Source organism: Paracoccus sp. S1E-3 (assembly GCF_013868135.1).
In the GTDB taxonomy this organism is placed as follows: domain Bacteria; phylum Pseudomonadota; class Alphaproteobacteria; order Rhodobacterales; family Rhodobacteraceae; genus Paracoccus.
In genome coordinates this window covers 121555-146305 of the sequence record NZ_JACEMU010000016.1, presented here as the reverse complement: position 1 = coordinate 146305, position 24751 = coordinate 121555, and the positions used below count along the sequence as shown (strand labels likewise).

General features: G+C 68.0%; 25 protein-coding genes and 1 tRNA gene. 18 read left to right on the top strand and 8 right to left on the bottom strand.

Features of this window, described 5'->3' with window-relative positions; genetic code table 11:
• The first annotated feature begins 130 nt into the window (after positions 1-130).
• Positions 131-898 (top strand): DUF4167 domain-containing protein, encoded by a 768-nt coding sequence (locus tag H1S04_RS15200; protein ID WP_181746376.1) that lies wholly within the window; start codon positions 131-133, stop codon positions 896-898.
• Positions 899-1657: 759 nt separating this feature from the next.
• Here H1S04_RS15200 and rsmA read toward each other — a convergent pair.
• Genes rsmA through lptF form a run of 6 tightly spaced genes read right to left on the bottom strand, consistent with a single transcriptional unit; the run spans position 1658 to position 9373 of the window.
• Positions 1658-2506: a 16S rRNA (adenine(1518)-N(6)/adenine(1519)-N(6))-dimethyltransferase RsmA gene (gene rsmA, locus H1S04_RS15195; RefSeq protein ID WP_181746375.1), complete on the bottom strand. Its 849-nt coding sequence runs from the start codon at positions 2504-2506 to the stop codon at positions 1658-1660.
• On the bottom strand, positions 2503-3468 hold the full coding sequence (gene pdxA / locus H1S04_RS15190; protein ID WP_181746374.1) for a 4-hydroxythreonine-4-phosphate dehydrogenase PdxA: 966 nt from the start codon (positions 3466-3468) through the stop codon (positions 2503-2505). Before pdxA ends, rsmA begins: the two co-directional genes overlap by 4 nt.
• Positions 3469-3472: 4 nt before the next feature.
• Positions 3473-4741, bottom strand: coding sequence for a peptidylprolyl isomerase (locus H1S04_RS15185; RefSeq protein WP_181746373.1), 1269 nt, complete (start codon positions 4739-4741; stop codon positions 3473-3475).
• A 32-nt stretch (positions 4742-4773) separates the two neighbouring features.
• Positions 4774-7122 carry an LPS-assembly protein LptD gene (locus H1S04_RS15180; RefSeq protein WP_255435641.1) on the bottom strand — a complete coding sequence of 783 codons (2349 nt, stop codon included), beginning with the start codon at positions 7120-7122 and terminating at the stop codon, positions 4774-4776.
• Complete coding sequence (lptG, locus tag H1S04_RS15175; RefSeq protein ID WP_181746371.1) at positions 7122-8219, bottom strand: LPS export ABC transporter permease LptG; 1098 nt, start codon at positions 8217-8219, stop codon at positions 7122-7124. Before lptG ends, H1S04_RS15180 begins: the two co-directional genes overlap by 1 nt.
• Positions 8216-9373, bottom strand: coding sequence for an LPS export ABC transporter permease LptF (lptF, locus tag H1S04_RS15170; protein ID WP_181746370.1), 1158 nt, complete (start codon positions 9371-9373; stop codon positions 8216-8218). The genes lptG and lptF overlap by 4 nt, the downstream gene beginning before the upstream one ends.
• A 131-nt stretch (positions 9374-9504) precedes the next feature.
• Here lptF and H1S04_RS15165 point away from each other — a divergent pair, with 131 nt between their 5' ends.
• The 3 genes from H1S04_RS15165 (at position 9505) to H1S04_RS15155 (ending at position 12128) form a co-directional block, all read left to right on the top strand.
• Entirely contained in the window at positions 9505-11118 is a 1614-nt protein-coding gene (locus tag H1S04_RS15165) for a leucyl aminopeptidase (protein WP_181746369.1), read from the top strand.
• 7 nt (positions 11119-11125) lie between these two features.
• Entirely contained in the window at positions 11126-11578 is a 453-nt protein-coding gene (locus H1S04_RS15160; RefSeq protein WP_181746368.1) for a DNA polymerase III subunit chi, read from the top strand.
• Between the two features lie 82 nt (positions 11579-11660).
• Positions 11661-12128, top strand: a complete 468-nt coding sequence (locus H1S04_RS15155; RefSeq protein ID WP_181746367.1) for a GNAT family N-acetyltransferase — start codon at positions 11661-11663, stop codon at positions 12126-12128.
• 166 nt (positions 12129-12294) lie between these two features.
• On the opposite strand, the gene H1S04_RS15150 is transcribed toward H1S04_RS15155, so the two are convergent.
• On the bottom strand, positions 12295-12864 hold the full coding sequence (locus H1S04_RS15150; RefSeq protein ID WP_220185274.1) for a TIGR02281 family clan AA aspartic protease: 570 nt from the start codon (positions 12862-12864) through the stop codon (positions 12295-12297).
• Positions 12864-13478, bottom strand: coding sequence for a MarC family protein (locus tag H1S04_RS15145; protein WP_181746365.1), 615 nt, complete (start codon positions 13476-13478; stop codon positions 12864-12866). Before H1S04_RS15145 ends, H1S04_RS15150 begins: the two co-directional genes overlap by 1 nt.
• Before the next feature lie 179 nt (positions 13479-13657).
• On the opposite strand from H1S04_RS15145, the gene H1S04_RS15140 reads away from it, so the two are divergent.
• From H1S04_RS15140 to H1S04_RS15075, 14 genes are all read left to right on the top strand, one after another.
• Positions 13658-13927 carry a twin-arginine translocase TatA/TatE family subunit gene (locus H1S04_RS15140; RefSeq protein ID WP_181746364.1) on the top strand — a complete coding sequence of 90 codons (270 nt, stop codon included), beginning with the start codon at positions 13658-13660 and terminating at the stop codon, positions 13925-13927.
• A 31-nt stretch (positions 13928-13958) separates the two neighbouring features.
• Positions 13959-14444 carry a Sec-independent protein translocase protein TatB gene (gene tatB, locus H1S04_RS15135; protein ID WP_181746363.1) on the top strand — a complete coding sequence of 162 codons (486 nt, stop codon included), beginning with the start codon at positions 13959-13961 and terminating at the stop codon, positions 14442-14444.
• Between the two features lie 3 nt (positions 14445-14447).
• Positions 14448-15302 (top strand): twin-arginine translocase subunit TatC, encoded by an 855-nt coding sequence (gene tatC / locus H1S04_RS15130; protein ID WP_181746362.1) that lies wholly within the window; start codon positions 14448-14450, stop codon positions 15300-15302.
• Positions 15295-16137, top strand: a complete 843-nt coding sequence (locus tag H1S04_RS15125) for an ATP-binding protein (protein ID WP_181746361.1) — start codon at positions 15295-15297, stop codon at positions 16135-16137. Before tatC ends, H1S04_RS15125 begins: the two co-directional genes overlap by 8 nt.
• A gap of 75 nt (positions 16138-16212) precedes the next feature.
• Positions 16213-17466, top strand: a complete 1254-nt coding sequence (locus H1S04_RS15120) for a helix-turn-helix transcriptional regulator (RefSeq protein ID WP_181746360.1) — start codon at positions 16213-16215, stop codon at positions 17464-17466.
• 46 nt (positions 17467-17512) lie between these two features.
• Complete coding sequence (locus H1S04_RS15115) at positions 17513-17887, top strand: response regulator transcription factor (RefSeq protein WP_181746359.1); 375 nt, start codon at positions 17513-17515, stop codon at positions 17885-17887.
• 187 nt (positions 17888-18074) lie between these two features.
• Entirely contained in the window at positions 18075-18338 is a 264-nt protein-coding gene (locus H1S04_RS15110) for a hypothetical protein (protein ID WP_181746358.1), read from the top strand.
• Positions 18328-20970: an ATP-binding protein gene (locus H1S04_RS15105; protein ID WP_181746357.1), complete on the top strand. Its 2643-nt coding sequence runs from the start codon at positions 18328-18330 to the stop codon at positions 20968-20970. The genes H1S04_RS15110 and H1S04_RS15105 overlap by 11 nt, the downstream gene beginning before the upstream one ends.
• A 126-nt stretch (positions 20971-21096) precedes the next feature.
• Positions 21097-22248, top strand: a complete 1152-nt coding sequence (locus H1S04_RS15100; RefSeq protein ID WP_220185258.1) for a FliM/FliN family flagellar motor C-terminal domain-containing protein — start codon at positions 21097-21099, stop codon at positions 22246-22248.
• A 219-nt stretch (positions 22249-22467) separates the two neighbouring features.
• Positions 22468-22686 (top strand): translation initiation factor IF-1, encoded by a 219-nt coding sequence (gene infA / locus H1S04_RS15095; protein WP_036636451.1) that lies wholly within the window; start codon positions 22468-22470, stop codon positions 22684-22686.
• Positions 22687-22787: 101 nt separating this feature from the next.
• Entirely contained in the window at positions 22788-23384 is a 597-nt protein-coding gene (locus H1S04_RS15090; RefSeq protein WP_181746355.1) for a nucleoside triphosphate pyrophosphatase, read from the top strand.
• A 1-nt stretch (position 23385) separates the two neighbouring features.
• Positions 23386-24426, top strand: a complete 1041-nt coding sequence (locus H1S04_RS15085) for a ribonuclease E/G (RefSeq protein ID WP_181746354.1) — start codon at positions 23386-23388, stop codon at positions 24424-24426.
• Complete coding sequence (locus tag H1S04_RS15080) at positions 24426-24599, top strand: DNA gyrase inhibitor YacG (RefSeq protein WP_181746353.1); 174 nt, start codon at positions 24426-24428, stop codon at positions 24597-24599. Before H1S04_RS15085 ends, H1S04_RS15080 begins: the two co-directional genes overlap by 1 nt.
• 67 nt (positions 24600-24666) lie before the next feature.
• A tRNA-Phe gene (locus H1S04_RS15075) sits at positions 24667-24742 on the top strand.
• Positions 24743-24751 lie beyond the last annotated feature (9 nt).

Sequence of the window (24751 nt, the reverse complement as noted above, 5' to 3'; positions counted from 1 at the left end):
GGACAAGGTCCACCGCATGAACCAGCCACGACATCGCCAAACTCTGGATGCGGGGAACCGCGCTGAAGGGGCTTCGCGCAAATCGTCGGTGGCGGGATGCAATTCCAGACGACTGGATAAAGTCAGGCAAATGAGATCATCGAAATCCCGTTCGCGTTCGAAGTCGAACCGTCAGCGTTCGCTCGGCAATATCGTCAATCGTGTGTTTGATTCTTCGGGTCCTGAGGGCAAGGTGCGCGGCACCCCTCAGCAGATCATCGAGAAATATCTGGCGCTGGCGCGCGACGCCCAGCTGTCGAATGACCGCGTGGCCGAGCAGGCCTTCCTGCAGCATGCGGAACATTACACCCGCATGCTGGGCGAGGCGCAGCGCGAACAGGCCGAACGCCAACAGCAGCAGAACAACCAGCAGGGCTTCGGCAATCGCGGCGATGATGACCGCGACGACCGGGACGAGGGTGAGGAGCCGACCCGCGAGCAGCAGCCGCGCGAGCTGCGCGAAGACCGCAATCAGCGCCGCGACGACCGTGCCGAGCGTCCCGACCGTGCCGAGCGCCCCGACCGTGACGAGAGCGACGCGCGCGACCGCCGCCGCGAACCGCGTGTCGATACCCGCCCCGAGCCGCGCAACGACGTTGCGCCTGCGCCTGACGCGAGTTTCGACTCGGTGTCCGCCCCGGCGGCCGCAGGCGGTCTGCCCGACGCGATTGGCGACAATGATGGCCCGGTCGAGACGCCGGAGAACCAGCAGCGGCCCAAGCGCGCGCCCCGCGCGCCGCGTGGCGAAGGCGCGCCGCGTGCCAACGCCACCCCGCGCGCCCCGCGCCGCCGTACCGGCGTCGCGACCGAAACCGCCGAGGGTGGCACCCCCGCTGCCGATCCGGGCGGTCAGGCCTGAACTCAGGGACTGTATAGGAAAGGGCCGCTTCTGCGGCCCTTTTTCATTCGGCCGGAAAAAGCACTTGCGAGCCTGTATCGATGCGCCGCCGCCCCAAGGGGCGTTTATTAACACCAGCGGCGTCCTGTTTCGGGTCAACGGCTCTAGGCAGCAAGGCAGGAGGGGCACGAGGCGCGGGCGTCCCCAGTGGCCGAAGTCGGTCCGTGCAACCTTGGCCACGCGCGCGCCGGATCAGGTTCGCGGTCCAGACCGGTTTCGGAGCCGGATCGCACGGGGCCGCCGGGCTGCCAAACTTGTCCGCGACGATTGCTGCCATGCAGCGCTTCCTTTCACGCGCATTGACCGTCAAGTGGTTGATTTCTTGGCGCAGACGGGCAGGACGGTGATGCCGCGTCGGGGCCTGTGATCGCGCATGGCGCGGGGCGCTGCCATCGTGGCCGCAAAGAAGCGCCGGGAAGGCGGACCTGTTCCGGGCAGGCGGATCGATCCGGCGGGACGGTCAAGATGCGGCGCGTAACGCGACTGCGGGCGGCCGCACCGCGCGACTGTAGTCACGGGGGTTGCGGCGGCGGGACAGTCGCCAAGCAGAGCCGGCGGACAGTTCGGCCTGCGCTTGCGGGTTGCGCGGGCACGGTCCTGGCGTGAGCCGCTGCCGGGCCTGACAATCTTCCATCGGGCATGGGGTTTCCCAAGTGGCCCGCGCGGAGCGGCCACGAAAACGCCCATATCTCGCGAAAATTGCGCCCGCGCGGCGCGGTTTCAGCGTTCGCTGGCCGCCAGGGCGCGAGCAAGGGCGCAGAACTGTTCCAGCCCGATCTCCTCGGCGCGGGCGGTCGGGGGGATGCCGACCTGCTCCAGCATCGCCTCGATCTGCGGATACAGACCCTTCAGCGAGCTGCGCAGCATCTTGCGGCGCTGGTTGAAGGCGGCGGCGGTCACGCGCGACAGCATGGCCGGATCGGCGGGAAAGCGCGGCTTGGGCAGGGCGGTCAGGTGGACCACGGCGGAATGGATCTTCGGCGGCGGCACGAAGGCCTCGGGCGGCAGCTGCATGACCACACGCGCGTCGGTGCGCCATTGCGCCAGCAACGCCAGCCGGCCATAGGCCTTGCTGCCGGGCCTGGCGACGATGCGTTCGGCCACTTCCTTCTGGAACATCAGCGTCAGCGACTGCCAGAAGGGCGGCCATTCGGGTGGCGTCAGCCAGCGGACCAGCAACTCGGTCCCGACATTATAGGGCAGGTTGGCGGCGATGCGAATCGGCGGCGTCAGATGCGCCAGCGGGTCGACCTGCAAGGCATCGCCATGGATCACCGTCAGCCGCCCCGGATAGGCGGCGGCGATTTCGGCGAGGGCCGGCAGCGCGCGTTCGTCCTTTTCGATGGCGAGGACATGGCGCGCGCCCTCGGCCAGCAGGCCACGGGTCAGGCCACCGGGGCCGGGGCCGATTTCCAGCACATCGGTGCCGGACAGATCGCCCGCCTGTCGGGCGATCTTTGTGGTCAGGTTCAGGTCCAGCAGAAAGTTCTGGCCCAGCTGCTTCTTCGCCCGCAGATCATGGGCGGCGATCACCTCGCGCAGCGGCGGCAGGCCGTCGATCGTGCTCATGCGGTGCCCCGGCTCCGCGCCATGTCCCCAGCCATGCGCAGCGCGGCGATTGCGCTTGCCGCATCGGCGCGGCCCTGACCAGCAATGTCGAAGGCGGTGCCGTGGTCGGGCGAGGTGCGCACGAAGGGCAGGCCCAGCGTCACATTCACCCCGCCGGCGAAATCCAGCGTCTTGATCGGGATCAGCGCCTGATCGTGATAGGCGCAGATGGCCGCGTCCCACCGGGCGCGGGCCGGCGCGTGGAACATGGTATCGGCGGGCAGCGGTCCGACCAGATCCATGCCTTCGCCGCGCAGGCGCTGGATCAGCGGGGCGAGCCAGTCGCGTTCCTCGTGCCCCATGGCGCCGCCTTCGCCGGCATGGGGGTTCAGCCCCGCCACGGCCAGACGGGGCGCAGCAAGGCCGAAATCGCGGATCATCGCCGCATGGGTGATGCGGATCGCGCTTTCCAGTGCGGCGGGGGTCAGCGCGGCGGGCACCTCGGCCAGGGCGATATGAATGGTCGCGGGAACGACGCGGCAGGGCGGCTGCACCGTGGTCGAGGCGAGCATCATCGCCACCGGGACATCGCCCGCCAGATGGGCGAGGAATTCGGTATGGCCGGGGAAGGGAAAGCCCGCCCCATCCTTCAGCGCCTTCTTGTGAATTGGCAGGGTGCAGATGCCGGCGGCCTCACCGGCCATGGTCAGGGCGACGGCGCGCTCGATCACCTCGATCACGCCGCGCGCGTTGGCGGCGGTTGCCTGTCCGGGAGTGGCGGGCGCGGCGAAGTCGTGGCGCAGGACCGACAGCGCCCCTTGCGGCAGATCGGCGAGATCCGTCACCTCGGCCCAGTCGGTCCCCCGTGGCAAATGGCGGGGATCGCCCAGCCAGACGAAAGGCACACCGGCGGCCAGCAGCTTCGGCGCCAGTTCGGGGCCGATGCCGGCGGGTTCGCCACAGGTGACGATGATCGGACGCATCCGGTTATGGCCTGCGGATCACGGCATTGGCGCGCTGCTCGGCCAGATAGGCATCGGCAGCCTGTGTGATCTTGCGGTTGAAAATCTGGTCGCGCACCGCCGACCGCTTGGGCAGGGCGTCCGGGTTGGGGGCGGTGGTGCCGCCATCGGCATTGGCGGTCGCGGTGGCCACCGGGCCGCCATCCAGCCCGGTCAGCAATGCCGGGGTCCGGTCGCACAGCATGACCACCTCGGCGGCATTGCCGCGGTTGATGACGGTGGCCTCGTTTTCATCCAGACTGGCCAGCAGCATCCCGACATCGCCCGGAATCGCCCCCTGGCGGGCGGTCTGCTGGCGCACCTGCGCATCGGGCAGGCCCTTGGCGAAGGTATAGAGATCGGCGCAGCTGCGGGCCTGGGCGGCGACGTTCTGCGCCTCGGGCAGGGTGGCATAGGTCACGGCGAGATAGTCGAGCGTCTGCTCGGCCGCGCCGGGGCGCATCTGGCCCTTGGTGTCGCGCAGGTAGAACAGCACCACGGCGCCGGGCACGGTCAGCGGCGACGTCATCTGCCCCGGTTTCAGCCCCAGCACGATGCCGCGCAGGCTGGGCGGCATGTTTTCCACCGCCATCCAGTCCAGCTGGCCGCCGCGCGGGGCACTGGGCGTCGCCGAATAGCGGCGCGCGGCCTCGGCAAAGGCAGCTTCGCTGCGGGCGGTGTCGGCGATGTTTTCGGCCCGGTCCATCGCGGCGCGTTCCTGGCCGGGCGGGGCGGGGATGATCAGTTCCGACAGCAGAACCTGATTGACGATCGGGGTCTCGATGATGCGCTTCATCGCCTGATCGACCTCGGCATCCGAGACCGAGACCGCGGGCGCGATCCGCTGGCGCACGACCTCGCGCCAGGCCACGCCGGCCTTCACGAAATCGCGATAGGCCTGCCGTTCGACGCCGCTCTTTTCGAGGGCCTGAATGAACTGGCCGGTGGACATTCCGGCGCGACCGGCGAACTCGGCCAGACCTTCCTCCAGCCCCTCGTCGCTGACCTCCACCCCGATCTGGCGGGCGGCCTCCAGCCGCAGCCGGTCCTCGATCAGCATCTTTTCGGCCATGGCTTCGCCTTGTTCGGGGGCGTTCAGCACCTGCATGAAGCGGGCGCGCTGCTGGACTTCATAGCGCGTCACCACGGCGTTGTTGACATAGACCACGGGTGAAAAATCCTGCGCCAGCAGCGGCGCCGCGACGGACCCGGACAAGACGGCCGCCAGTGCCGCGGAAAGAAGAAGCTGCCGCATGTTCCCATGCCCCCTTATGATTTTGCGTCAATCTAGCGCATGCAGGCGCGCCGCGCCACCGTGCCCTTGCCGCCGGTTTTCTGTCCGAACCCGCCCAGCCGGATCGACAGGTCGAAATCGGTTTCCGGGTCGACGGCGGCAGTATCGGTGAAGCGCCGCGAGGCGCCCATTTCGACCGCGATGCATTCGTTCTGATAGGTCATCCCGAAGCCCGCCTTCTGAGCCTTATTCTCGTCGATGTCATGGCGGGCATGGGCGGTGGCCCACCACCCCTGCGCGACCTGCCAGCCGACCTCGGCCGTCAATTCGGACAGGTCCTGGCGGCGATCCTCGAACCGGTCGGCCTTCATCCACAGGTAGCCGAGGCTCAGTTGCACATCCGAGCGTGCCCAGCCGATGCGCAGCTCGTCGCGGGTGATGTCCATATTGTCATCCAGCAGCGCCCGGTTCGCCAGGCTGAGGCCCGAGACATCCGAATAATGCCCCGCGATCAGCCAGTCGGACTGTGCGCCATCCAGCAGCATCGGGGTATCGGTCACCGAATCATCGGTGTTTTCGCGCCAGATCCGGCCGGCCGCCAGCGACAGCTGCCAGCCGGTCGGGTCAAAGCGGGTCCAGGTCACGCCCAGATTGGCCCGCAGACCGGCCTCGCGCGCGTCCCATCCCGGATAACGCGACAGGGCGAACAGGTTGCCTTCGTCGAATTCAACCTGGCGGCTGTCTTCGTTCGGGATGGCGTCGTCGTCGTCGTTGTAGCGGGGCGACCAGACCAGCTGTGCCACCGGTTCCAGCACATAGGAGGCATGGCCGTCGCTGCCGGTCAGGGGATAGCGCAATGTGCCCGACAGCCAGGGCGTGGTGCGGGTCACCGTGCTGTCATAGCGGCTGTCGTCGCGGATCGAATAGATATCGGTTCCAACCCCGGTGGCCACGGTGCCGACGATGCCGCCGGGCAGGATCTCGCTGCGCTGCCAGTCGAGTGCCAGCGAAGCGCGCGCCATGTCGCGCCCGATGATGTCGTCGCCCGAGGGGCGGCGATGGGCATGGGCGGACCATTCCAGTCCCGCCTCGCCCCCGCCCAGCCGCCAGCGGCGGACCCACATCATGTCGGCCACCTGCGCCGGCGAGGTCGAGTTGTCCTCGTCCTCGCGCAGCGAGTGATAGTTGCCGACCCGCGCCCAGACCAGCCGCTCGGTGGTGACGCGTTCCAGAGTCAGCCCGCTCCACAGTCGGTCGGCATCGGTGATGTCGTAATCCAGCAGATAACCATCGTCCGAGGCCACCTGCACCTGCAGCCCCAGCGTATAGCCGCGCGGCAGTTCCCAGGCCGCCGCGCCGAACAGATAGCCCCGCGTCTCGCCCTCGCGGATGTCGTCGCGGGTGATGGCGCCGTTCCATTCGGTCGCGCCGTTCTCGAAGGCCTGGCGATAGCGCAGCTTCAGCGTATTGGTATAGCTGGCAGAGACATAGGGCGTCACCGTCAGGTCGGCATGGTCGCCGAGCATCTGGAAATAGGGCAGCATCACCCCGAAGCCGAGCCGGGAGGTGGTGCGGAAGCGCGGCTGCAGAAAGCCCGACATACGCTCGACCGAGGGATCGGGCGCGGTGACCCGGCCGGGCCAGCCGGCGATCGGCAGCCCGAAAGCGCGCAGCTGCGGATACTGGAAGATCAGCTGGTTGGCCTCGTCGTCATGCACGATGCTGCGGGCACGGATCTCCCACAGGGGGGTGGGGTCCTCGGCGCAGATCCGGCAGGACGACGCCACCACCTGATTGAGGGTGGTATAGCGGCCGCCGCCGGTCAGGGTGACCTCGCGCGCGGCCAGCTGCATTTCGCGCGCCAGCACCAGACGGGCGCCGCGCAACATGCCCTCGCGCATGTCCTGGCTCAGCTGGCCGGAATCGGCAATGACGGTCATGTCGTCCCTGGTCCCGGCAAGGCCGGGGCGGGTCAGGTGGATCGGCCCGGTTATGGTCATGTCGCCGGTCTGGCCGTCATAGCGGACGCTGTCCGCCACCAGCCGCGCGCCCTGATACCAGACCACCACCCCGCCCGAGGCAGTCAGCGTGCGGTCGCTTTCGAGGGTGACGTAATCAGCCAGCAACGTGGCCGCGCCGCCGTCGTCCGGCACATCGGCGCCCCGGACGGTCACGGTATCGGGCCGGGTGCGGACCGATCCGGTCAACCGGCTGAGTTCGGTGCCGTCATTCAGCGGCGCATTGCTGCCGACGCCCTCGGTCGGCGCCAGCGCCGGACCATGGCTGCCCTGATAGGCCGGATCGGTCTTCCAGAAGGGCTGCGTGGCGGTGCCCAGCCCGAAATCCTGGCCAAAGGCCGGCGCTGCCGCCAGGCAGAGGGATGCGATAGTCAGGCGGCTCATCATCCGTCCTCGAGTTGCAGCAGAATGCCGATGGCGAACAGTATTCCGACTATGGGGGGGGCCCAGCCCGCAAGGGAAGGGGGAACCCCCGCGTTGTCGCCAAGGACCTGCGCCATGTTGCGCAGGAAGAACAGTGCCAGCCCGGCGGCGAAGGCCCCCAGCACGAGGCCACCGGTCTTGCGGCCACGCATGTGGCGCATGGTGAACACCGAAGCGACCATCACCATCGCCGCCAGCATCAGCGGCAGGGCCAGTTCCATCTGCAGCCAGACCTGATGGCGCAGGGCAGAAAAGCCCGCGCGCTTCAGCCCGGCGATATAGGTCGGCAATTCCCAGATCGGGATCGCCTGCGGGCTGCCGAAACCGTCGCGGATGCGGGCGGCGGTCAGTTCGGTCGGCAATTGCAGTTGGTCCAGCAGATGGGCTTCGGCCTCGGGGTTGGGGGCGTCCAGAGACCATTCCTTCACCCCGGTCAGCCGCCATTCCCCATCCGACAGCGCGGCCTCGCGCGCCTCGATCCGGGTCTTGGGGCCGGTTGCGGGGTCGTAGATGATGAAGCTGGCGTCATAAAGGGTGGTCGCGTCGGGGCTGGTGCGGGCGGCGCGGATCATCATCTGGCCGCCATTGTCGCCCATGCCCTGACGCAGCCAGACCGCGTCCTTGCCCAGACTGACGGTCGAGGCCCCCGATTCGATGCGCGCCACCGCCGCCGAGTAATGCGTCTGTGTGGCCGCCACGATGGGGTTGAGGATGGCGACGGCGGCAATGCCGATCAGCGCCGCCATCACCGCCGGCGCCATCACCATGCGCAGCCCCGACCGGCCCGAGGCGCGGATCGCCACCATTTCCGACGACCGCGAGAGGTTCAGAAACAGCATGATCCCGGCCAGCAGCGCGATCAGCGGCAGGATATTGTAGAAACTGCCCGCCACCGCCAGCGCCGACAGCCGCGCGGCCGCGCCGATGGTGATGCCCTTGTCGGCGAAGCGACGGATCTGCTCGACCATGTCGATCAGCAGCAGGATCGCCAGAAACACCCCGGCCAGCAACAGGAAGGCGCGCAGATAGCGATTGGCGACATAGCGGGCAAGGATCATCGCGCGCCCCCGGATGCGTCCTGCGCCCTGCCGCGCAACCGCGACAGGAGCGGCCGGGACGGCCCGGCGGCGATCCGCAGCAACAGCACGCAGATCGCCGCGCCGACCGCCGCCGGCAGATAGACGAGCGGCCATTGCGCCGGGTTCTCGCCGGCGCGGTTGGCGGCCCAGTTGGTCAGCAACTGCACGAAGATCAGCGCCACTACGGCCCAGCCCACCTGCCGCCACACGCCGAAGCGTGAAAAGCCGCCGACCAGCAGCGTGGCAAAGCCCAGCATGGCCGCGACGGGGGACAGCAGCGGCTGGGCGATGCGGGAATGGGCCTCCAGCCGGGCGCGTTCCGGGCTGGCGCCGGTGGCGTTCAGCAGCGCCTGATCGGGGCGCAACAGCGCCGCCGTGGAATAATCGCGCAGGTCGCGCCCGCGCGTCGAGCGGGCCCCCATCAACGCCCCCAGGTCATAGGTCATGTCGGCGAAGCGGGTGACCGACAGGCGCGGCGCGGTCCCGGTCTGCCGCAGCGACTGGATGACCCCGTTGACCATGACCAGTTTCGGGCCGGTGTCGGATTTGACCAGCAGCGCGCGCTCGGCGCTGTAACTGCTGACATCGGCGGGGTCGCGGGCGTCCTCCAGGAACAGCCCTTCAAGTTCGCCCAGCGGGGTGACGTCGCGGATGAACAGGGTGATGCCGGCGGCGGGATACTGGAAGACCCCGGCATTGAGGAATTGCGCGGTCACGTTCTCGGCGATCTGGGCCTGCCGCTCGGCCAGACGGGCGCGCGACATCGGCACCAGCGCGTTGACCAGCACCGCCACCATCATCGCGATGATGAAGCCGAAGACCAGCACCGGGCGCGCCAGCCGCCAGGGCGACAGGCCGCCCGCCTGCATCGCCACCAGTTCGGATTCGCCCGACAGCCGGTTGGTGCCATAGGCGGTCGCCGCGAAGGCCGCCACCGGTAGCACCACCGAAATCACCACCGGCAGCGTCAGCAGGGTGAATTCCAGCACCACCATGGCGGTCTGGCCGTCGCCGATCAGGCGCTCGAACAGGGACACCGCGCGGTTGACCCAATAGACGGCCACCAGCACCAGGGCGAAGAAGCCGAACAGAATCAGCATCGTCTTCAGGATATAACGGTCGATGCGTTTCATCTCGGTCGCTTCCTCGGAATGCGCCCTGATTAACCTTTGCTGCGGCTTGGGGAAAGCCCGCGCGCGCCATGGTCTGGTAAAGGCCATTGGCGAGGTCTAGGCTTCGCGCCGACGCAAGCAGGAGTTCTGGCATGACCCACCCGGTCGAGATCCGTTTCATCGACACAGCTACCGAAGGCCTGACCAGGCAGGAAGGGCGCATCGCGCTGCTTATGGACGAGGCGGCCAAGCTGCCCCCGAAACTGCCGAAGGTCGCACGCGAGGGGCTGGCGCGGGCGCTTGGATCACGCGATTTTCAGAAGCTGAAGCCGGGGCAGGCGCTGACGCTCGCCTGGCCCGCCGGCTGGGCCGCCGAATCGGTGCTGCTGGTCAAGCTGCCGCGCAAGGCCAGCGTGGCCGAGGCGCGCAAGGCCGGCGCCACCATCGGCGCGGGTCTGGGCAAGGGCAAGACGCTGGTGCTGGCCAACAGTCACGCGATGGCGGGCGACGTGGCGCTGGGGCTGGCGCTGCGCAGCTATGATTTCTCGGTCTACAAGACGCGCAAGGACGGGGGCGAGGGCGGCGCGACGGAAAGCGGGGCGCCGGCGCAGTCGCTCGCCGGCAGCCAGGACGACGCCGTGCTGGATGATGCGATGCTGGACGACGCCACGGGCGGCGGCAAGGGCAAGCGCGGCAAGGCCAAGTCGGGCGAGGTACCCGATCCGGCCCGCGCCAGCGTCACCTTCATGGCCGCCAAGCCCGAGGCGCTGGCGCGCGCCGCCGCCGATCAGGCCGCCCTGGCCGAGGGCGTCTTCTTCACCCGCGATCTGGTGAACGAGCCCGCCAATATCCTGACCACCAGCGATTTCGCCGACCGCCTGAAAGCGATGGAGGCGCTTGGCCTCGAGGTCGAGGTGCTGGAGGAGGATGAGCTGGAAAAGCTGGGCATGCGCGCGCTTCTGGGCGTCGGCCAAGGCTCTGAATCGCCGTCCAAGGTGGTGGTGATGCGCTGGAACGGCGGCAAGAAGAAGGATGCGCCGCTGGCCCTGGTCGGCAAGGGCGTGGTCTTCGATTCGGGGGGGATTTCCATCAAGCCCGCCGCCGGGATGGAGGAAATGACCATGGACATGGGCGGCGCGGGCGTCGTGGCGGGGGTGATGCGCACGCTGGCGCTGCGCCGGGCCAAGGCCAATGTCGTCGGTCTGGTGGGCCTGGTCGAGAACATGCCTGACGGCCGCGCCCAGCGTCCGGGCGACATCGTGCGCTCGATGAAGGGCGACACGATCGAAGTCATCAACACCGATGCCGAGGGTCGCCTGGTGCTGGCCGACGTGCTCTGGTACGCGCAGGAGCGGTTCAAGCCAGCGGCGGTCATTGATCTGGCGACGCTGACCGGGGCGGTGATCATCGCGCTCGGCCATGAAAACGCCGGGGTCTTTTCCAATGACGACAAGCTGGCCGACCGGGTGCTGAAAGCGGCGCGGGCCGAAGGCGAAGGCGCCTGGCGTCTGCCGCTGTCGCCCGCCTATGACGGGCTGATCGACAGCCGGCTGGCGGATGTGAAGAACACCGGCGGGCGCCCGGCGGGGTCGATCACCGCGGCGCAGTTCCTGCAGCGCTTCATCCGCGACGGTCAGCCCTGGGTTCATATCGACATCGCAGGGGTGGCGCTGCCGCCCGGTGCGACCGATCTGGCCCCGAAGGGCGCGACCGGCTGGGGGGTGATGACGCTGAACCGGATGATCCGGGACAATTTCGAAGGCTGATCCGCCCGTGGGCAATGCGCTGTTCTATCATCTGACGCGGTCAAACGCCGAAACCCTTGTCCCGCAACTGTTGGGCAAGGCGCTGGCGGCGGGTTGGAGGGTGGAATTGCGCGGCGCCAATGCCGCCCGACTTGAGGCATTGGATGCGGGTCTGTGGCAAAGCGAGGGCTTCCTGCCGCACGGTCTGGCAGGTGGCCCCCATGATGCGCGCCAGCCGGTGCTTTTGCGCGCGGCCGATGCGCCCCCCGCCGCCAATGCGCCGGAATGCCTGATGGCGCTGGACGGCACCGACGTGGCGCCCGCCGAGGCCTTGGCGCTGACGCGGGTGTGCATCATTTTCGATGGCAATGATTCCATGGCGGTCGACCGCGCCCGCGACCAGTGGCGCGCGTTGACAGGGGGCGGCATCGCGGCGGAATACTGGTCTGAGGCCGGGGGGCGTTGGGAAAAGAAGCGCTGATACGCTTGTATTCGCGATGCTTGGGGGCAAAGCTGTCTGCCGGGAATTGCGGCGACATGGGCGGATGCTGCGGAGGTTGGTTTTGACGCGGTTCCATCTGCGCATGGCGAATGACAGCGATCACGACCGGATCGCGGAAATCTGGCATTCCAGCGGAAGCTTGCCGGATGTCGGCCCGGTCGAGATGCCCAGCCATGACTTTCTTCGGGCGCGTGTCGACGACGAACTGGCGACTGGCTGCGTGGTCACGGTGGCGGAGGGCGAAGACGGGCTGATCGGTTTTGTCGCGATCAAGCCCGAGGCGCGCTATCTGGCTGAGTTGTTCGTCTGCCCGAAGCATTTGCAGTCGGGCATCGGCAAGGCCCTGCTGGACGAAGCCAAGCGCGCCATGGCGGATGGCTTCACGCTGTTCACCACTTCCCGGAACGCCCGTGCACGGCGGTTCTATGAACGCGAGGGGCTGATCCTGGACCACGAGGGGCCGCATCCGCGCTGGGGTCACCCGGTCACTCATTACCGGTGGACAGGGTCGGGGAAAAAATTGGCCTAGGCGCGGTCGGGCTAGCGTGTGCCACTGTCCCCGCCCACGTCGTCGCCAACCCCCGCCGTCAGCAGCTTGCCGTCCCTCGGTGATGCCCGAGCGCCTTGACATCAATATGAGAGGAGAGGCACCAACCCTCTATCAGCCGGGGCGGATGGGGCAACGGGGCCGAGACCTAGCGCTCCAGCACCATTGTCTCGCCTTCAAAGCCGACGCGGGCGAAGCGGCGCAGGTAGGACATGCCCAGAAGCGAGATTTCCAGATCACCCTCGACCACGTCGGCGCGGACGTTCTCGTCAGTAATATCGCCGATCTGGATCAGGCTGATGCGCACCGGAGCAGTCGACACGGTGCCATTCGCGGTCGCGGCGAAGCCGGTATAGGACAGCGCGTCCAGCTGCAACCCGATGCGTTCGGCATCGCGGCGGCGCAGCGCAATGTCGGAGGCGCCCGTGTCGACCATGAAATTGACCGTCTCGCCATTCAGTTTGAGGTCCACGTAGAAATGGCCGTCGCTGGCCATCGGCAGCTCGATCCGATCTCCCTGAACGATCTGCGGCGGCGCGATCTGGTGGCGGACGTCGTTCCACAGCCCATAGCCGGCCAGCAGGCCCAGCACGATCAGCCCCCAGGCGAGCATCTGGCGCAGCGATTTGCTGAAATCGCGGCGCAACTCGGTAATCAGATAGCCGCCGAGTGCCAGCAGAAGCAAAGCCAGATAGGCAAAGCGCGGCCAGTCCTCCATCACGAATAAAGACCCGTCCCGCGCAGCCCGTCGATGATGAACTGCACCGACAGTGCCGCCAGAAGCATCCCCAGCAGCCGGGTCACCACCATGGTTCCGGTTCGGCCAAGCGCCCGCGATAGCGGACCGGCCAGCATGAACAGCACCATGTTCAGCGCCAGCACCGACAGCATCACCAGATGAATGATAAGGGTGTGGACGGGCGAGGGGTCCTGACCCACCAGCAGGATCATCGTCGCCAGCGCGCCGGGACCGGCCAGAAGCGGCGTGGCCAGCGGAAAGACGGAAGGATCGTGATCTTCGTCGGCGTGCTGACCCTCGCGCCGCTCGGTCCGGCGCTCGAACAGCATGTCGAGCGCGGTCAGGAACAGCAGGATCCCGCCGGCGATGCGGAAGGCCGGCAGCGAGATGCCGATGCCCGACAGGATCTTTTCGCCAGCCAGCCCGAACAGGGTCAGCAGGATGGCAGCGATGACGGTGGCGCGCCAGCCGATGCGGCGGCGGCGCGCATCGCTCATCCCATTGGTCAGGGCGATGAACAAAGGCGCCAGGCCCGGCGGGTCGATGACCACGAACAGCGTGACGAAGGCGGTGATGATGGCGGACAGTTCCATGCCGCCTTATGGCCCAGCCGGGGCGTCCTGCCAAGCCGCTCGATCCGGTGCGGAAACGGGCGTCGGGCATCACGCCCTCGTGACATGCTTTCTGCGCTGCAACGAAGCTTTGCAAAACGGCCTCGAAGCGCTTAGACATGATGGGTCAACGGGCGATCCCGCCCGACGAGGATGGAAATATGCTGAACAATATCGGCCTTCCCGGCCTTCTGTTGATTGCGGTTGTGGTGCTGGTGCTGTTTGGGCGTGGCAAGGTCTCGTCCCTGATGGGCGAGGTCGGCAAGGGCATCAACGCCTTCAAGCAGGGCGTCAAGGAAGGCAGCGAGGAGGTCAAGGACGCTGGCCGCGAGCTGACCGACGAGACCAAGCGCGAGGAAGCCAAGCGCGAGGAAGCCCGGCGTGACGCGGCCCTGCGCGACGTGACGCCGGAAGACCACAACCGGGTCTGATCCCGGCCCGTTAGCCCAGGGACGCCGGAAAATGGACATCGGCTGGAGTGAGCTTCTGCTCATCGGGGTGGTGGCGCTGATCGTGATCGGTCCGCGCGACCTTCCACATATGTTCCGTGCCTTGGGCCGGATTACCGCCAAGGCGCGGGCGATGGCGCGCGAATTTTCCTCTGCCATGGAAGACGCCGCCCGCGACACCGGGCTGAACGACGCCGCCAATTCGCTGAACGATCTGCGCGACGTGACCTCGAAGCGCTCGATGGGGATCGAGGCGCTGGATCGCGCCGCCGACCGGTTCGAGAAATGGGACCCGAAAATCCCGTCCTCCCGCGCCGGGCCCACGCCCGACCCGGCCGCCAGCGCGCCGGTGGCACAGGACGGGGCGACGCCTGCCTCCGCACCGGCGCCCGCGTCCACCCCCGCCGCAGCAGCCCCCGCCGCCTCTGCGGACGGCGCGGCCGCCACCGGTCAACGGCGCCTGCATGCCGTGCGACGCAGCGAATCGAAGGACGCTTGAGTTTTGGCCGCGAAGTCCCCGAACGATATCGACGACAGCTCCGCCCCGCTGATCGAACACCTGGCCGAGCTGCGGACGCGGCTGATCTGGTCGGTTCTGGCCTTCGTCGTGGCGATGGTCATCTGCTATGCGGTGTGGAATCCGGTCTATAACTTCCTGACCCGTCCGATCTGTCAGGCGCTGGAAGGGCGCGGGCAGGAATGCGGGCTGATCCTGCTTAAGCTGCAGGAGGGCTTCTTCGTCGCCATCCAGATCAGTTTCTTCGGCGGCTTCATTCTGGCCTTCCCGGTCATCGCCTATCAGCTGTGGCGCTTCGTGGCGCCGGGGCTGTATCGCAGCGAAAAACAGGCGTTTCTGCCCTTCCTGATCGCCTCGCCCGTCATGTTCTTCATCGGCGCGGCCTTCGCCTATTACGTCATCCTGCCGATGGCCTATGACTTCTTCCTTGGCTTCCAGCAGGGGCCGATGGCGTTGCCCGATGATCCCGCGGCTGCCGAGGCGGCCGCGAAAAGCCCGCTGGCCGGGATCGTGTTTCAGGGCTCGGTCAGTGAATATCTGTCGCTGACGACGAAATTCATCCTCGCCTTCGGGCTGTCCTTCCAGCTGCCGGTGGCACTGACGCTGCTGGGCAAGGCCGGGCTGGTGTCGTCCGAGGGGCTGGGCAGCGTGCGCAAATACGCCATCGTGCTGATCCTGATCCTCTCGGCCATCGTGACGCCACCCGACGTGGTCAGCCAGATCGTGCTGTTCACCGTGGTCTACGGTCTTTACGAGATCTCGATCCAGCTGGTGCGCCGCATAGAGAAAAAGCGCGACCAGGAGTTGCGCGCCCAGGGCCTTTCCACCGGTGATGACTGACGCCACCCTGACCCGCATCGCCGAGGCGTTGGAGCGTCTGGCCCCCGCGCCCGCGCCCGCGCCCAGTTTCGCCGAGGCCGGGGCCTATATCTGGTCCACCGATCCCGACCGGCTGGAGCCGGTGGCCCATGTCAACCGCGTCGATCTTGCCCGACTGGTCGGCATCGACCGCGCCCGCGACACGCTGTTGGCCAATACGCTGCAATTCGCGCGCGGCTATGCGGCGAATAACGCGCTGCTCTGGGGGGCGCGCGGCATGGGGAAATCCTCGCTGGTCAAGGCCGTGCATGCCGAGGCGGTGGCGCAGGGTCTGCCGCTGGTGCTGGTCGAAATCGCCCGCGAGGATCTGGACAGTGTCGGGCGCCTGCTGGCGCTGTTGGGCAACGCGCCAACGAGGCGCTTCGTGTTGTTCGCGGACGATCTGTCCTTCAGCCATGACGACACCCAGTATAAGTCGCTGAAGGCGGTGCTGGATGGCGGCCTGGCGGGGCGGCCCGACAACGTGATCCTGTATGCGACTTCGAACCGCCGGCATCTGATGCCGCGTGACATGATCGACAATGAACGCGCGACCGCCATCCATCCCGGCGAGGCGGTCGAGGAAAAGGTCTCGCTCTCGGATCGCTTTGGGCTGTGGCTGGGCTTCCATCCCTGCGCGCAGGACGAATACCTGCAGATGATTCGCGGCTATTGCGACGCTTACGACCTGCGGATCGACCCCGAACAGCTGCGCGCCGAGGCGATCGAGTGGCAGGCCACGCGTGGCGCGCGCTCGGGCCGGGTGGCGTGGCAATTCTTCACCGATCTTGCCGGGCGCAACGGGCTGGCGCTGTAAATTTCGCGATGATTTGTAAATCTGACGTGCAGGCAATGGTTTGACTGGGCGCCACACTGTGCCATCATTGTAAAAATGAGCCAGCCCCCGCCCCCTTCCCGCGTCTCGGCCGGGACCCGCATCCGCGAGCGACGGCTGTCGCTGGGGCGGGCGCAATCGGATGTGGCGCGGGCGGCGGGGATATCGCCCGCCTATCTGAACCTGATCGAACATGACCGCCGCAACCTGACCGATGCCGTCCGCGCCCGTCTGGCCGCGGCGCTGGAGATCTCCGAGACCGAGCTGGAGGCCGGGCGCGAACAGGCGCTGCTGGCCGGGTTGCGGATCGCTGCGGCGGCCGAAGCCGCAGGCGGTGTCCCGGTCGAAACAGACCGCATGGCCGAATTTGCCGCCCGCCTGCCGGGTTGGGCGGGGCTGGTGGTCGATCTGTCGCAGCGGGCCGAGGCGCAGATGCGCCGTCTCGCCGATCTTTCGGATCGGATGACCCAGAACCCCTATCTGCTGGACACCTTGCACGAGGTGCTGTCGGCGACGACCTCGCTGCGGTCGACGGCCTCGATTCTGGTGCAGGAACCCGACATGGACCGGGACTGGCGCGCGCGCTTCCACGGCAATCTCGATCAGGACAGCAAGCGCCTTTCGGTGACGGCGCAGGCGCTTGTCGCCTATCTGGACGGGTTCGAGGAGGATGCCGGCCTGATGACCCCGCAGGAGGAGTTCGAGGCCTGGGTCGTCGAGGGCCGGCCGGCAATAGGCCCGGCCTCGGACGCGGCGCGCGATCTGGCGCGGGGCTGGCAGCGGCAGGAGGCCGCGGACCGCGCGGCGCTGCCCGATGCGGCGCTGGCGGAGGCCGACGGCGTCGATCCGGCGCGGCTGGCCGCCGGGCTGGGGCTGCCGCTGGATCTGGTGCTGCGTCGCCTTGGCCTGACCGAGACGCATTCGGGGCTGATGATCTGCGACGGGGCGGGGGGTGTGATCTTTCGCCGTCCGGCGCGCGGCATGGCCCCGGCACGGCCCGGCGATCCCTGCGCCATGCTGCCCATCTTCGAGGCTCTGGGCCAGCCCGGCACCCCCGTCCTGCGTCTGATCGAGACCGAAACCGGCCTGCGCCTTCGCGCGATCGCACTGGCCGCCCGCCACCCGGCGGCGGGGCTGGGCGGCCCTGTCCTCAGCCGGGCGGTCATGTTGCTGCGCCCGGCGCCCGAGGATCAGGATGCGCCCGCCGTGGCCGTCGGCCCCACCTGCCGGATCTGCTCGCGCCCGGCTTGTCCCGCGCGGCGGGTGGCCTCGATCCTGCATCCGCCGAAAGCGGGCTCGCGACCGCTTTGACAAGTGGCCATGGCCTTCGTATCCCTGAAGGGGGAGAGGGACCACGGTGTCAGCGACGGACATCCTGTTGATCGAGGACGAACCCAACATCGCCGAGGCGGTGCGATTCATCCTGACCCGCGACGGCTGGCGGCTGGACCACTGGTCTGAGGGCAGTCAGGCCCTGGCGCGCATCGCCGCGCTGCAGCCCCGGCTGGTGATCCTGGACGTGATGCTGCCCGCGCAGTCCGGGCTGGAGGTGCTGGCCGCGCTGCGTGCCGACCCGATGCTGGCGGCAACGCCGGTGTTGATGCTCACCGCGCGCGGCACCGCCGGGCGCGGCGCCATGGCGCCCGGCGGTGCCGACCGGGTCGTGGCCAAGCCCTTCGACAATGACGACCTGCGCCGTGTGGTGTCCGAAATGCTGGGCCGCTCGGGATGAGTCTGCGCGACGGTCAGCCGATCTTCCGGGCGCGCGCCGCTGCTTGCCGCCGGTGCCTGCGGGACGCGGCGCGCTTGCCCCCGATGGTGGTGCTGACCGCGCCCGGCGGTTCCGACCGTCTCATGGCCAAACCCTTTCACCACGATGCCCTGCGCCGAGGGGTGTCCGGCATGGCGAGGGCGCCGCGATGAGCCTGCCACCGGATCAGCCGATCTTCCTGGAACGCGCCGCCTATCGGCGCCGGCGCCTGCGGGACGCGGCGCGCCTGTTGCCCATGGTGACGCTGGCGGCGCTGCTGCTGCCGGTCTGGCTGATGCCGGCGACGATGTCGGGGGCGGGCGGAATGATATGGCTGTTCGGCCTGTGGCTGGTGGTCATCGCGGCCTCGGCGCTGCTGCATTGGCGGCTGGGGCGAGGGCCGCGCGCGGGGGATCCGCCGGATGCCTTTTGACGCGCTCGTCATTGCCGCGCTGATTTATGTGGGGTCGCTGTTCGTCGTGGCATGGGCCGCCGATCGCGCCGCCGCACGTGGCCGCACGGGGTGGAGCGATCGGCCCATCGTCTACACCCTGTCGCTGTCGGTCTATTGCACCGCCTGGACCTTCTATGGCGCTGTCGGCAATGCCAGCCGCACCGGTCTGGAATTCGCCACCATCTATCTTGGCCCGACGGTGGTGCTGGCGGGCAGTTGGTGGGGCCTGCGCCGTCTGGTGCGGGTGGCGAAGATGCATCGGGTTACGTCGGTCGCGGACCTGATCTCGGCCCGGTTCGGCAAATCGAACACGCTTGCAGCGCTGATCACGCTGATTTCGCTGACTGCGGCCACGCCCTATCTGGCACTGCAGTTGCAGTCGATCAGCCTGTCCTTCGCCGCCTTCGGCCCCGGTGATGTGCTGCCCGGCCCGCTGGAGCTGTGGGTTGCGGGCGGGCTGGCCGTGTTCTCCATCCTGTTCGGCACCCGCAACCTGGCCGCGGATGAGCGTCACCATGGCGTCGTCATGGCCATCGCGGTCGAGGCGGTGGTGAAGCTGGTGGCCTTCGTGGCGCTTGGCATCTGGGTGATCTGGGGTCTGGCCAACGGCCCCGGTGATGTGATCGCCCGCATCGCTGCCCGCGCCGCCGACCATGAGGCCGCCGGCTGGGTCCTGCGCGCCGACCGCTGGACGGCGCTGATCGCGATATCGGCGGCGGCGGTCGTCACCCTGCCGCGCATGTTCCAGGTGCTGGTGGTCGAACCGGCGGATGAGACGCCGCTGAACTCGGCCGCCTGGGCGTTTCCGGCCTATCTGATGGCGATGTCGCTGTTCGTCCTGCCCATCGCCGTGATCGGGCGCGAGATGCTGCCGCCGGATGCCTCGCCCGACCTTTATGTCCTGCACCTGCCCCTGTCGCAGGGCGCGGACGGGCTGGCGCTGCTGGTCTTTCTGGGCGGGCTCAGTTCGGCCACGTCGATGGTCATCATCAGCGCCATCGCGCTGGCGACGATGATTTCGAACCATTGGCTGGTGCCGTTATATCTCGCTCTGCGGCGCGCCGAGGGCGAGGACGCTGCCCATGCCAGCCTGCGCCAGCCGCTGCTGATCTCTCGCCGGATCGCCATTCTGGCGGTGATCGCGGCGGGGGCGATCTATCAGGCAGTCGGGGGCGGGCAGGAACTGGCGGCGATGGGGACGGTGGCCTTCGTGGGGATGGCGCAGCTGCTGCCGGCGATGCTGGGGGGGCTGCTTTGGCGCGGCGCCACGCGCGTCGGCGCCTATGCGGGCATCATCGCGGGGGCGCTGATCTGGATGGGGCTGGTGTTTCTGCCCTCGCTCGGCTGGGCGCCCGGACTGGACTGGGGGCCGGTGGATCCGCTGGCGGGCGCCGTTCTGGTCTCGCTCGGGGTGAATATGGGGCTGTTCATCATCCTGTCGCTGGTGACTCTGCCCGACCCGCAGGAGCGTTTGCAGGGCCTGTCCTTCGTTCATGCCGTCACCCCCGACACCGCCGCCGTATCCACGCCCCAGCGCCCGGACGGCGCCATCCGGGCCGAGGCGCTGCTGACGCTGGCGCGCCGGATCTGGGGGGGCGACGAGGCGCTGCATTTCTTTCGCGCCGAGGCCGAACGGCAGGGCAAGTCCGGTTTTCTGCCCGATGTCAGTGCGGGCTTTCTGTCGCGGCTGGAACGCCGGCTGGCCGGCGCCGTGGGGGCGGCCACCGCCCATGCGATGCTGGCGCAATTCGCCGGGCAGCGCCCGACCTCGATGGCCGAACTGATGGCAGTCGCCGGCGAGGCGCAGCGTGCGCAGGAACGCGCGCGCCAGCTGAAGGACGATTCCGACGAGTTGGCCCGCACCGCCCGCCGCCTGCAGGAGGCCAATGACCGCCTGACCGCGCTATCTGTGCAGAAGGACGCCTTTCTGGGCCAGATCAGCCATGAATTGCGCACGCCGATGACCTCGGTCCGGGCGTTTTCGGAACTGCTGAAACTGCCCGATCTGGCACCCGATGATCGCACCCGCTTTGCCGGAATCATCCATGAGGAAGCCTCGCGGCTGACCCGGCTTCTGGATGACTTGCTGGACCTGTCGGTGCTGGAAGGCGGACGGGCGCGGCTGTCGCCCCGCGTGGTCAATCTGCACGACCTGATCTCGCGCGCGATCGAGGCCAGTTCGGCCCTCGGCGGCGCGGCGCTGGTGATCGACCGCGATATCCCGGCCGAACATCTGATGGTGCTGACCGACGGCGACCGGTTGCTGCAGGTGCTGATCAACCTGATCGGCAATGCCCGCAAATATTGCGACGCCGCACGGCCGGTGCTGACCATCCGCGTGCGCAGGCTGGCGGCGGCCACGCAGATCGACATCATGGATAACGGGACCGGGATTCCGCCCGACAAGCAGGATCTGGTGTTCGAGAAGTTCTCGCGCCTGAACGACCCTGCACGGGCCGGCGGCGCTGGGCTGGGGCTGGCCATCTCGCGCGAGGTCATGACGGCGCTGGGAGGCTCCATCACCTATCTGCCGGGGCATGAGGGCGCGGCCTTCCGGCTGCAGTTGCCGGTGCGGCCGCCGGGGCTGGGGGCGAAAAGCGCGGAGGCGTAAACGGATTATCAACCTGTCGCGTGGCAGTCTGCGCGAAGGCACATCTGATTCGGGCAGGGCATGGCAAGGGCTGCGAGCGCACAGGCGCCAAAGACGGAAACGGCCCCGTCGCGCGGCACCGCGGCGGTGTTGGGGCAGCACCTTGCGCGGTTCCGCGTCGGTCTGCCGGCGACGCAGCCGCGCGTGGCGGTGCCCAAGGCCACGCCGGAACGTGCGCTGGCCACCGCCATCGGACGTGCGGCGCAAGCGTCCTGCCAAATGCCCGTCTATCCGGCGCAGGCGCAGATGACCCATGCCACTCTGGCCGAACTCGGCGAAATCCTGCCGGAGCGCGGATTGATCCTCGTGGTCGAAGGCCCGCTGGGGGCGCTGGGTGTCGTGACGCTGTGCCCGGCAATGCTGGCATCGGTGATCGAAATGCAGTCTCTGGGACGACTGACCCGCCAGCCGCCGCGCGAGCGGCGGGCGACGCGGACAGATGCCTCGATCTGCGCGGATTTCGTGAATCTGTCGCTGGCGGAACTGGCGGCAGAGCTGAGTGCGCTGACGCCGGGCGCGGCGCATCCGGTATTTCGCTTCGCCAGCTTCGTCGAAGATCCGAGGCCGTTGGAACTGATGTTGGACGATATTGCCTATCGCTGCCTGCGGCTGGACATGAAGGTCGGACAGGGCGGGATGCGCGATGCCGCGATGCTGATCTTCCTTCCCGATACCGATGCGGCCGTCGCCAGACCGGGCGAATGCACGCCGGGCCAGGCGGCGCCGGGAGCGGCGGTGCCGGGCCATGTGGCATCCGTCCCCGCCGCCGGGCGCAGCCTGGCCGAGGCCGTGCGGGCCGCCCCGGTATCGGTGAATGCCGTCTTGTGCCGGCGCAAGATCACGCTGCGGGAATTGCGCGCCTTGCAAGCCGGTTCCGTGCTGGGATTGCCCCATGACGCGATGGCGACCGTGCGGCTGGAAACACCCTCGGGGCTTGAGGTAGCCCGTGGCAAGCTGGGCGCGCTGCATGGCAATCGTGCGATCCGCATCGCCGCGCGGGCAGGTGCGAAGGGCGATGCGGGCCGGCTTCTCGATGTCGGGATGGAGGGGGCAGCGTCCGGGACCGCCTGCCCAGCCGATCGGACCAAGGGGGCGACATCGGATGAAATGTCGCTCTTGGCCGATCCGCCGCTCGCCGATGTCGACCAGCCCGATCCGTTCCGCACCGCCTTCCTGGACAGCGCAGACGGATCGGACAATGCGGCCCCGGCGCCCCCGCTGAATTTCATGATCGACTGATCCGCGCAATCGACCGGTGTGGATGTGGTGATTCGCTCTCCTCCGCGTGTCCGGCGGGCGACGGGAGGTGCATCAGAATTGCCCGACCCTGACGCCGCTTTTGTCACGCCACTGTCGCGAAAGCGGGGGTTTTGTGCTTTTTCCCTTGTAAACCCGCCGTGGCGGACGCATTTAACGCACGCCCGCAGATTCAAGCGGGCATGCTGTCTAGGAGTGACCATGGCCAAGGAAGAAATGCTCGAATTCCCCGGCGTCGTGAAGGAACTCCTGCCGAACGCGACATTCCGGGTCGAGCTTGAAAACGGCCATGAGATCATTGCGCATATGGCAGGGAAGATGCGGAAGAACCGTATCCGTGTTCTGGCTGGCGACAAGGTTCAGGTGGAAATGAATACCTATGATCTGAGCAAGGGCCGGATCAACTATCGCTTCAAGTGATCCGCGCGCGGCCCGGCGCCGCGCCCGCGCGCGGGCTGGCGATGGTTCCCTTCGCCCGCATTCCGCGTTAACCGGGGGCGATTGCAGCAACCGGCCCTGACATGACCCGCACACACCAAGCCCGGCTGATCCTCGGCTCTGCCAGCCCGCGACGGCTGGACCTGCTGGCCCAGATCGGCATCACCCCCGACGAGATCCGCCCGGCCGATATCGACGAAACCCCCCGCCGCAACGAGGACGCGCGCGCCTATGTGCGCCGGATGGCCGCCGAAAAGGCTGAAGCCGTATCCGCCGCGCCCGATGACATCGTGCTGGCGGCGGATACGGTGGTGACGGCCGGGCGTCGGATTCTCGGAAAGCCGGAAGATGCCGCCGAGGCCCGCGCCTTCCTGACCCTGCTGTCCGGGCGCCGCCACCGCGTCATGACCGCCATCACGCTGCGCCGGGGCGGCCGCGAATGGTCGCGGCTGGTTGAAACGCAGGTTCGCCTGCGGCCATTGTCGGCCCGGGAAATCGAGGATTATCTGGCCAGCGGCGAATGGCAGGGCAAGGCTGGCGGCTATGCCATTCAGGGCCGCGCCGGGGCCTTCGTGAACTGGATCGAGGGGTCGTTCAGCGCCGTGGTCGGCCTGCCCCTGGCCGAAACCGCGACATTGCTGCGCGCCGCGCAGGCAGCCCGCCCCAGCAAGGAGGATTGAGATGAAGGGACGCCAGGTCGCTCTCGGCCATGTTTCCGGGCGCGAAGCCGCCGCCATGCTGGTCGATGGCCAGCTTGAGGATCTCCTCATCGACCCGGCCGATCTGACCGCTTTCGCCCCCGGCGCCATCCTGCGCGGACGGGTGAACCGGCTGATGAAGGGGCAGGGGGGTGTCTTCGTGACCCTGCCTGACGGCGCCAGCGGCTATCTGCGCGACCGCAGCGGACTGCGCGAGGGGCAGCCGGTGCTGGCGCAGGTCGCCGGCGTGGCCGAGCCGGGCAAGGCCATTCCGCTGAGCGCGCGGCTGCTGATTCGCGGCCGCTACTGCATCGTCACACCGGGCGTTCCGGGGGTGAACGTCTCGCGCGCGATTCGCGACCCCGATCGCCGCGCGGCGCTGCAGGCGCTGGGGGAGGACGCCTTGGCCGGGCGTGATCTTGGTCTGATCCTGCGCAGCGCCGCCGACCATGCCGACGATTCGGACATCGCCGAGGAGTTGGCGGAGAACATAGATCTCGCCGCAGCCATCGCCGCCGATATCGAGGGCGAGCCGGAGCTTCTGCTCGACGCGCCGCCGCCGGCGGAGACCGCCTGGCGCGACTGGGCCGAGCCCGCGCCCGACGTGGTCGAGGAATTCGACGAACTGCCCGACGACATTCTGGATGCGATCCACGCGCTGCTCTCGCCCCGCGTGGCGCTGCCGGGGGGCGCCTTCGCGGTGATCGAGCCGACCTCGGCGCTGGTGGCGGTGGATGTGAATACCGGCCCCGATACCTCGCCCGCGGCGGCGCTGAAGGCCAATATCGCCCTCGCCCGCGACCTGCCCCGACAGTTGCGCCTGCGCGGTCTTGGCGGCCAGATCGTCATTGATTTTGCGCCGATTTCCAAGCGCGAACGGGGCACCCTGGATCAGGAGCTGAAAAAGGCCTTCCGTTCCGAGGGCGCCGATGCCGTGCTGACCGGCTGGACCGCGATGGGCCTGTTCGAGATGAGCCGCAAGCGCGACCGCATTCCCCTGACGCTGCTGCTGGGAGAGACGTGATGGCGACCTGTCCGATCTGCGGCAAACCCAGTGTGGCGCCCTATCGACCCTTCTGTTCGAAGCGCTGCGCCGATATCGACCTCGCCCATTGGCTGCGTGGGGATTATGTGGTGCCCGGCAATACGGCAGCGGATGATGAACTGGTGCCTGAGCGTCCTGTTGATGAAGAATAGTTTTTTCGCTCTGGACACCGCCGAAAGGCTTTCGTAAACACCCTCACACCTCAGCAGAGGCTGAAGTGCCCGGATAGCTCAGTTGGTAGAGCAGCGGATTGAAAATCCGCGTGTCGGTGGTTCGAATCCGCCTCCGGGCACCATTTCGGTGT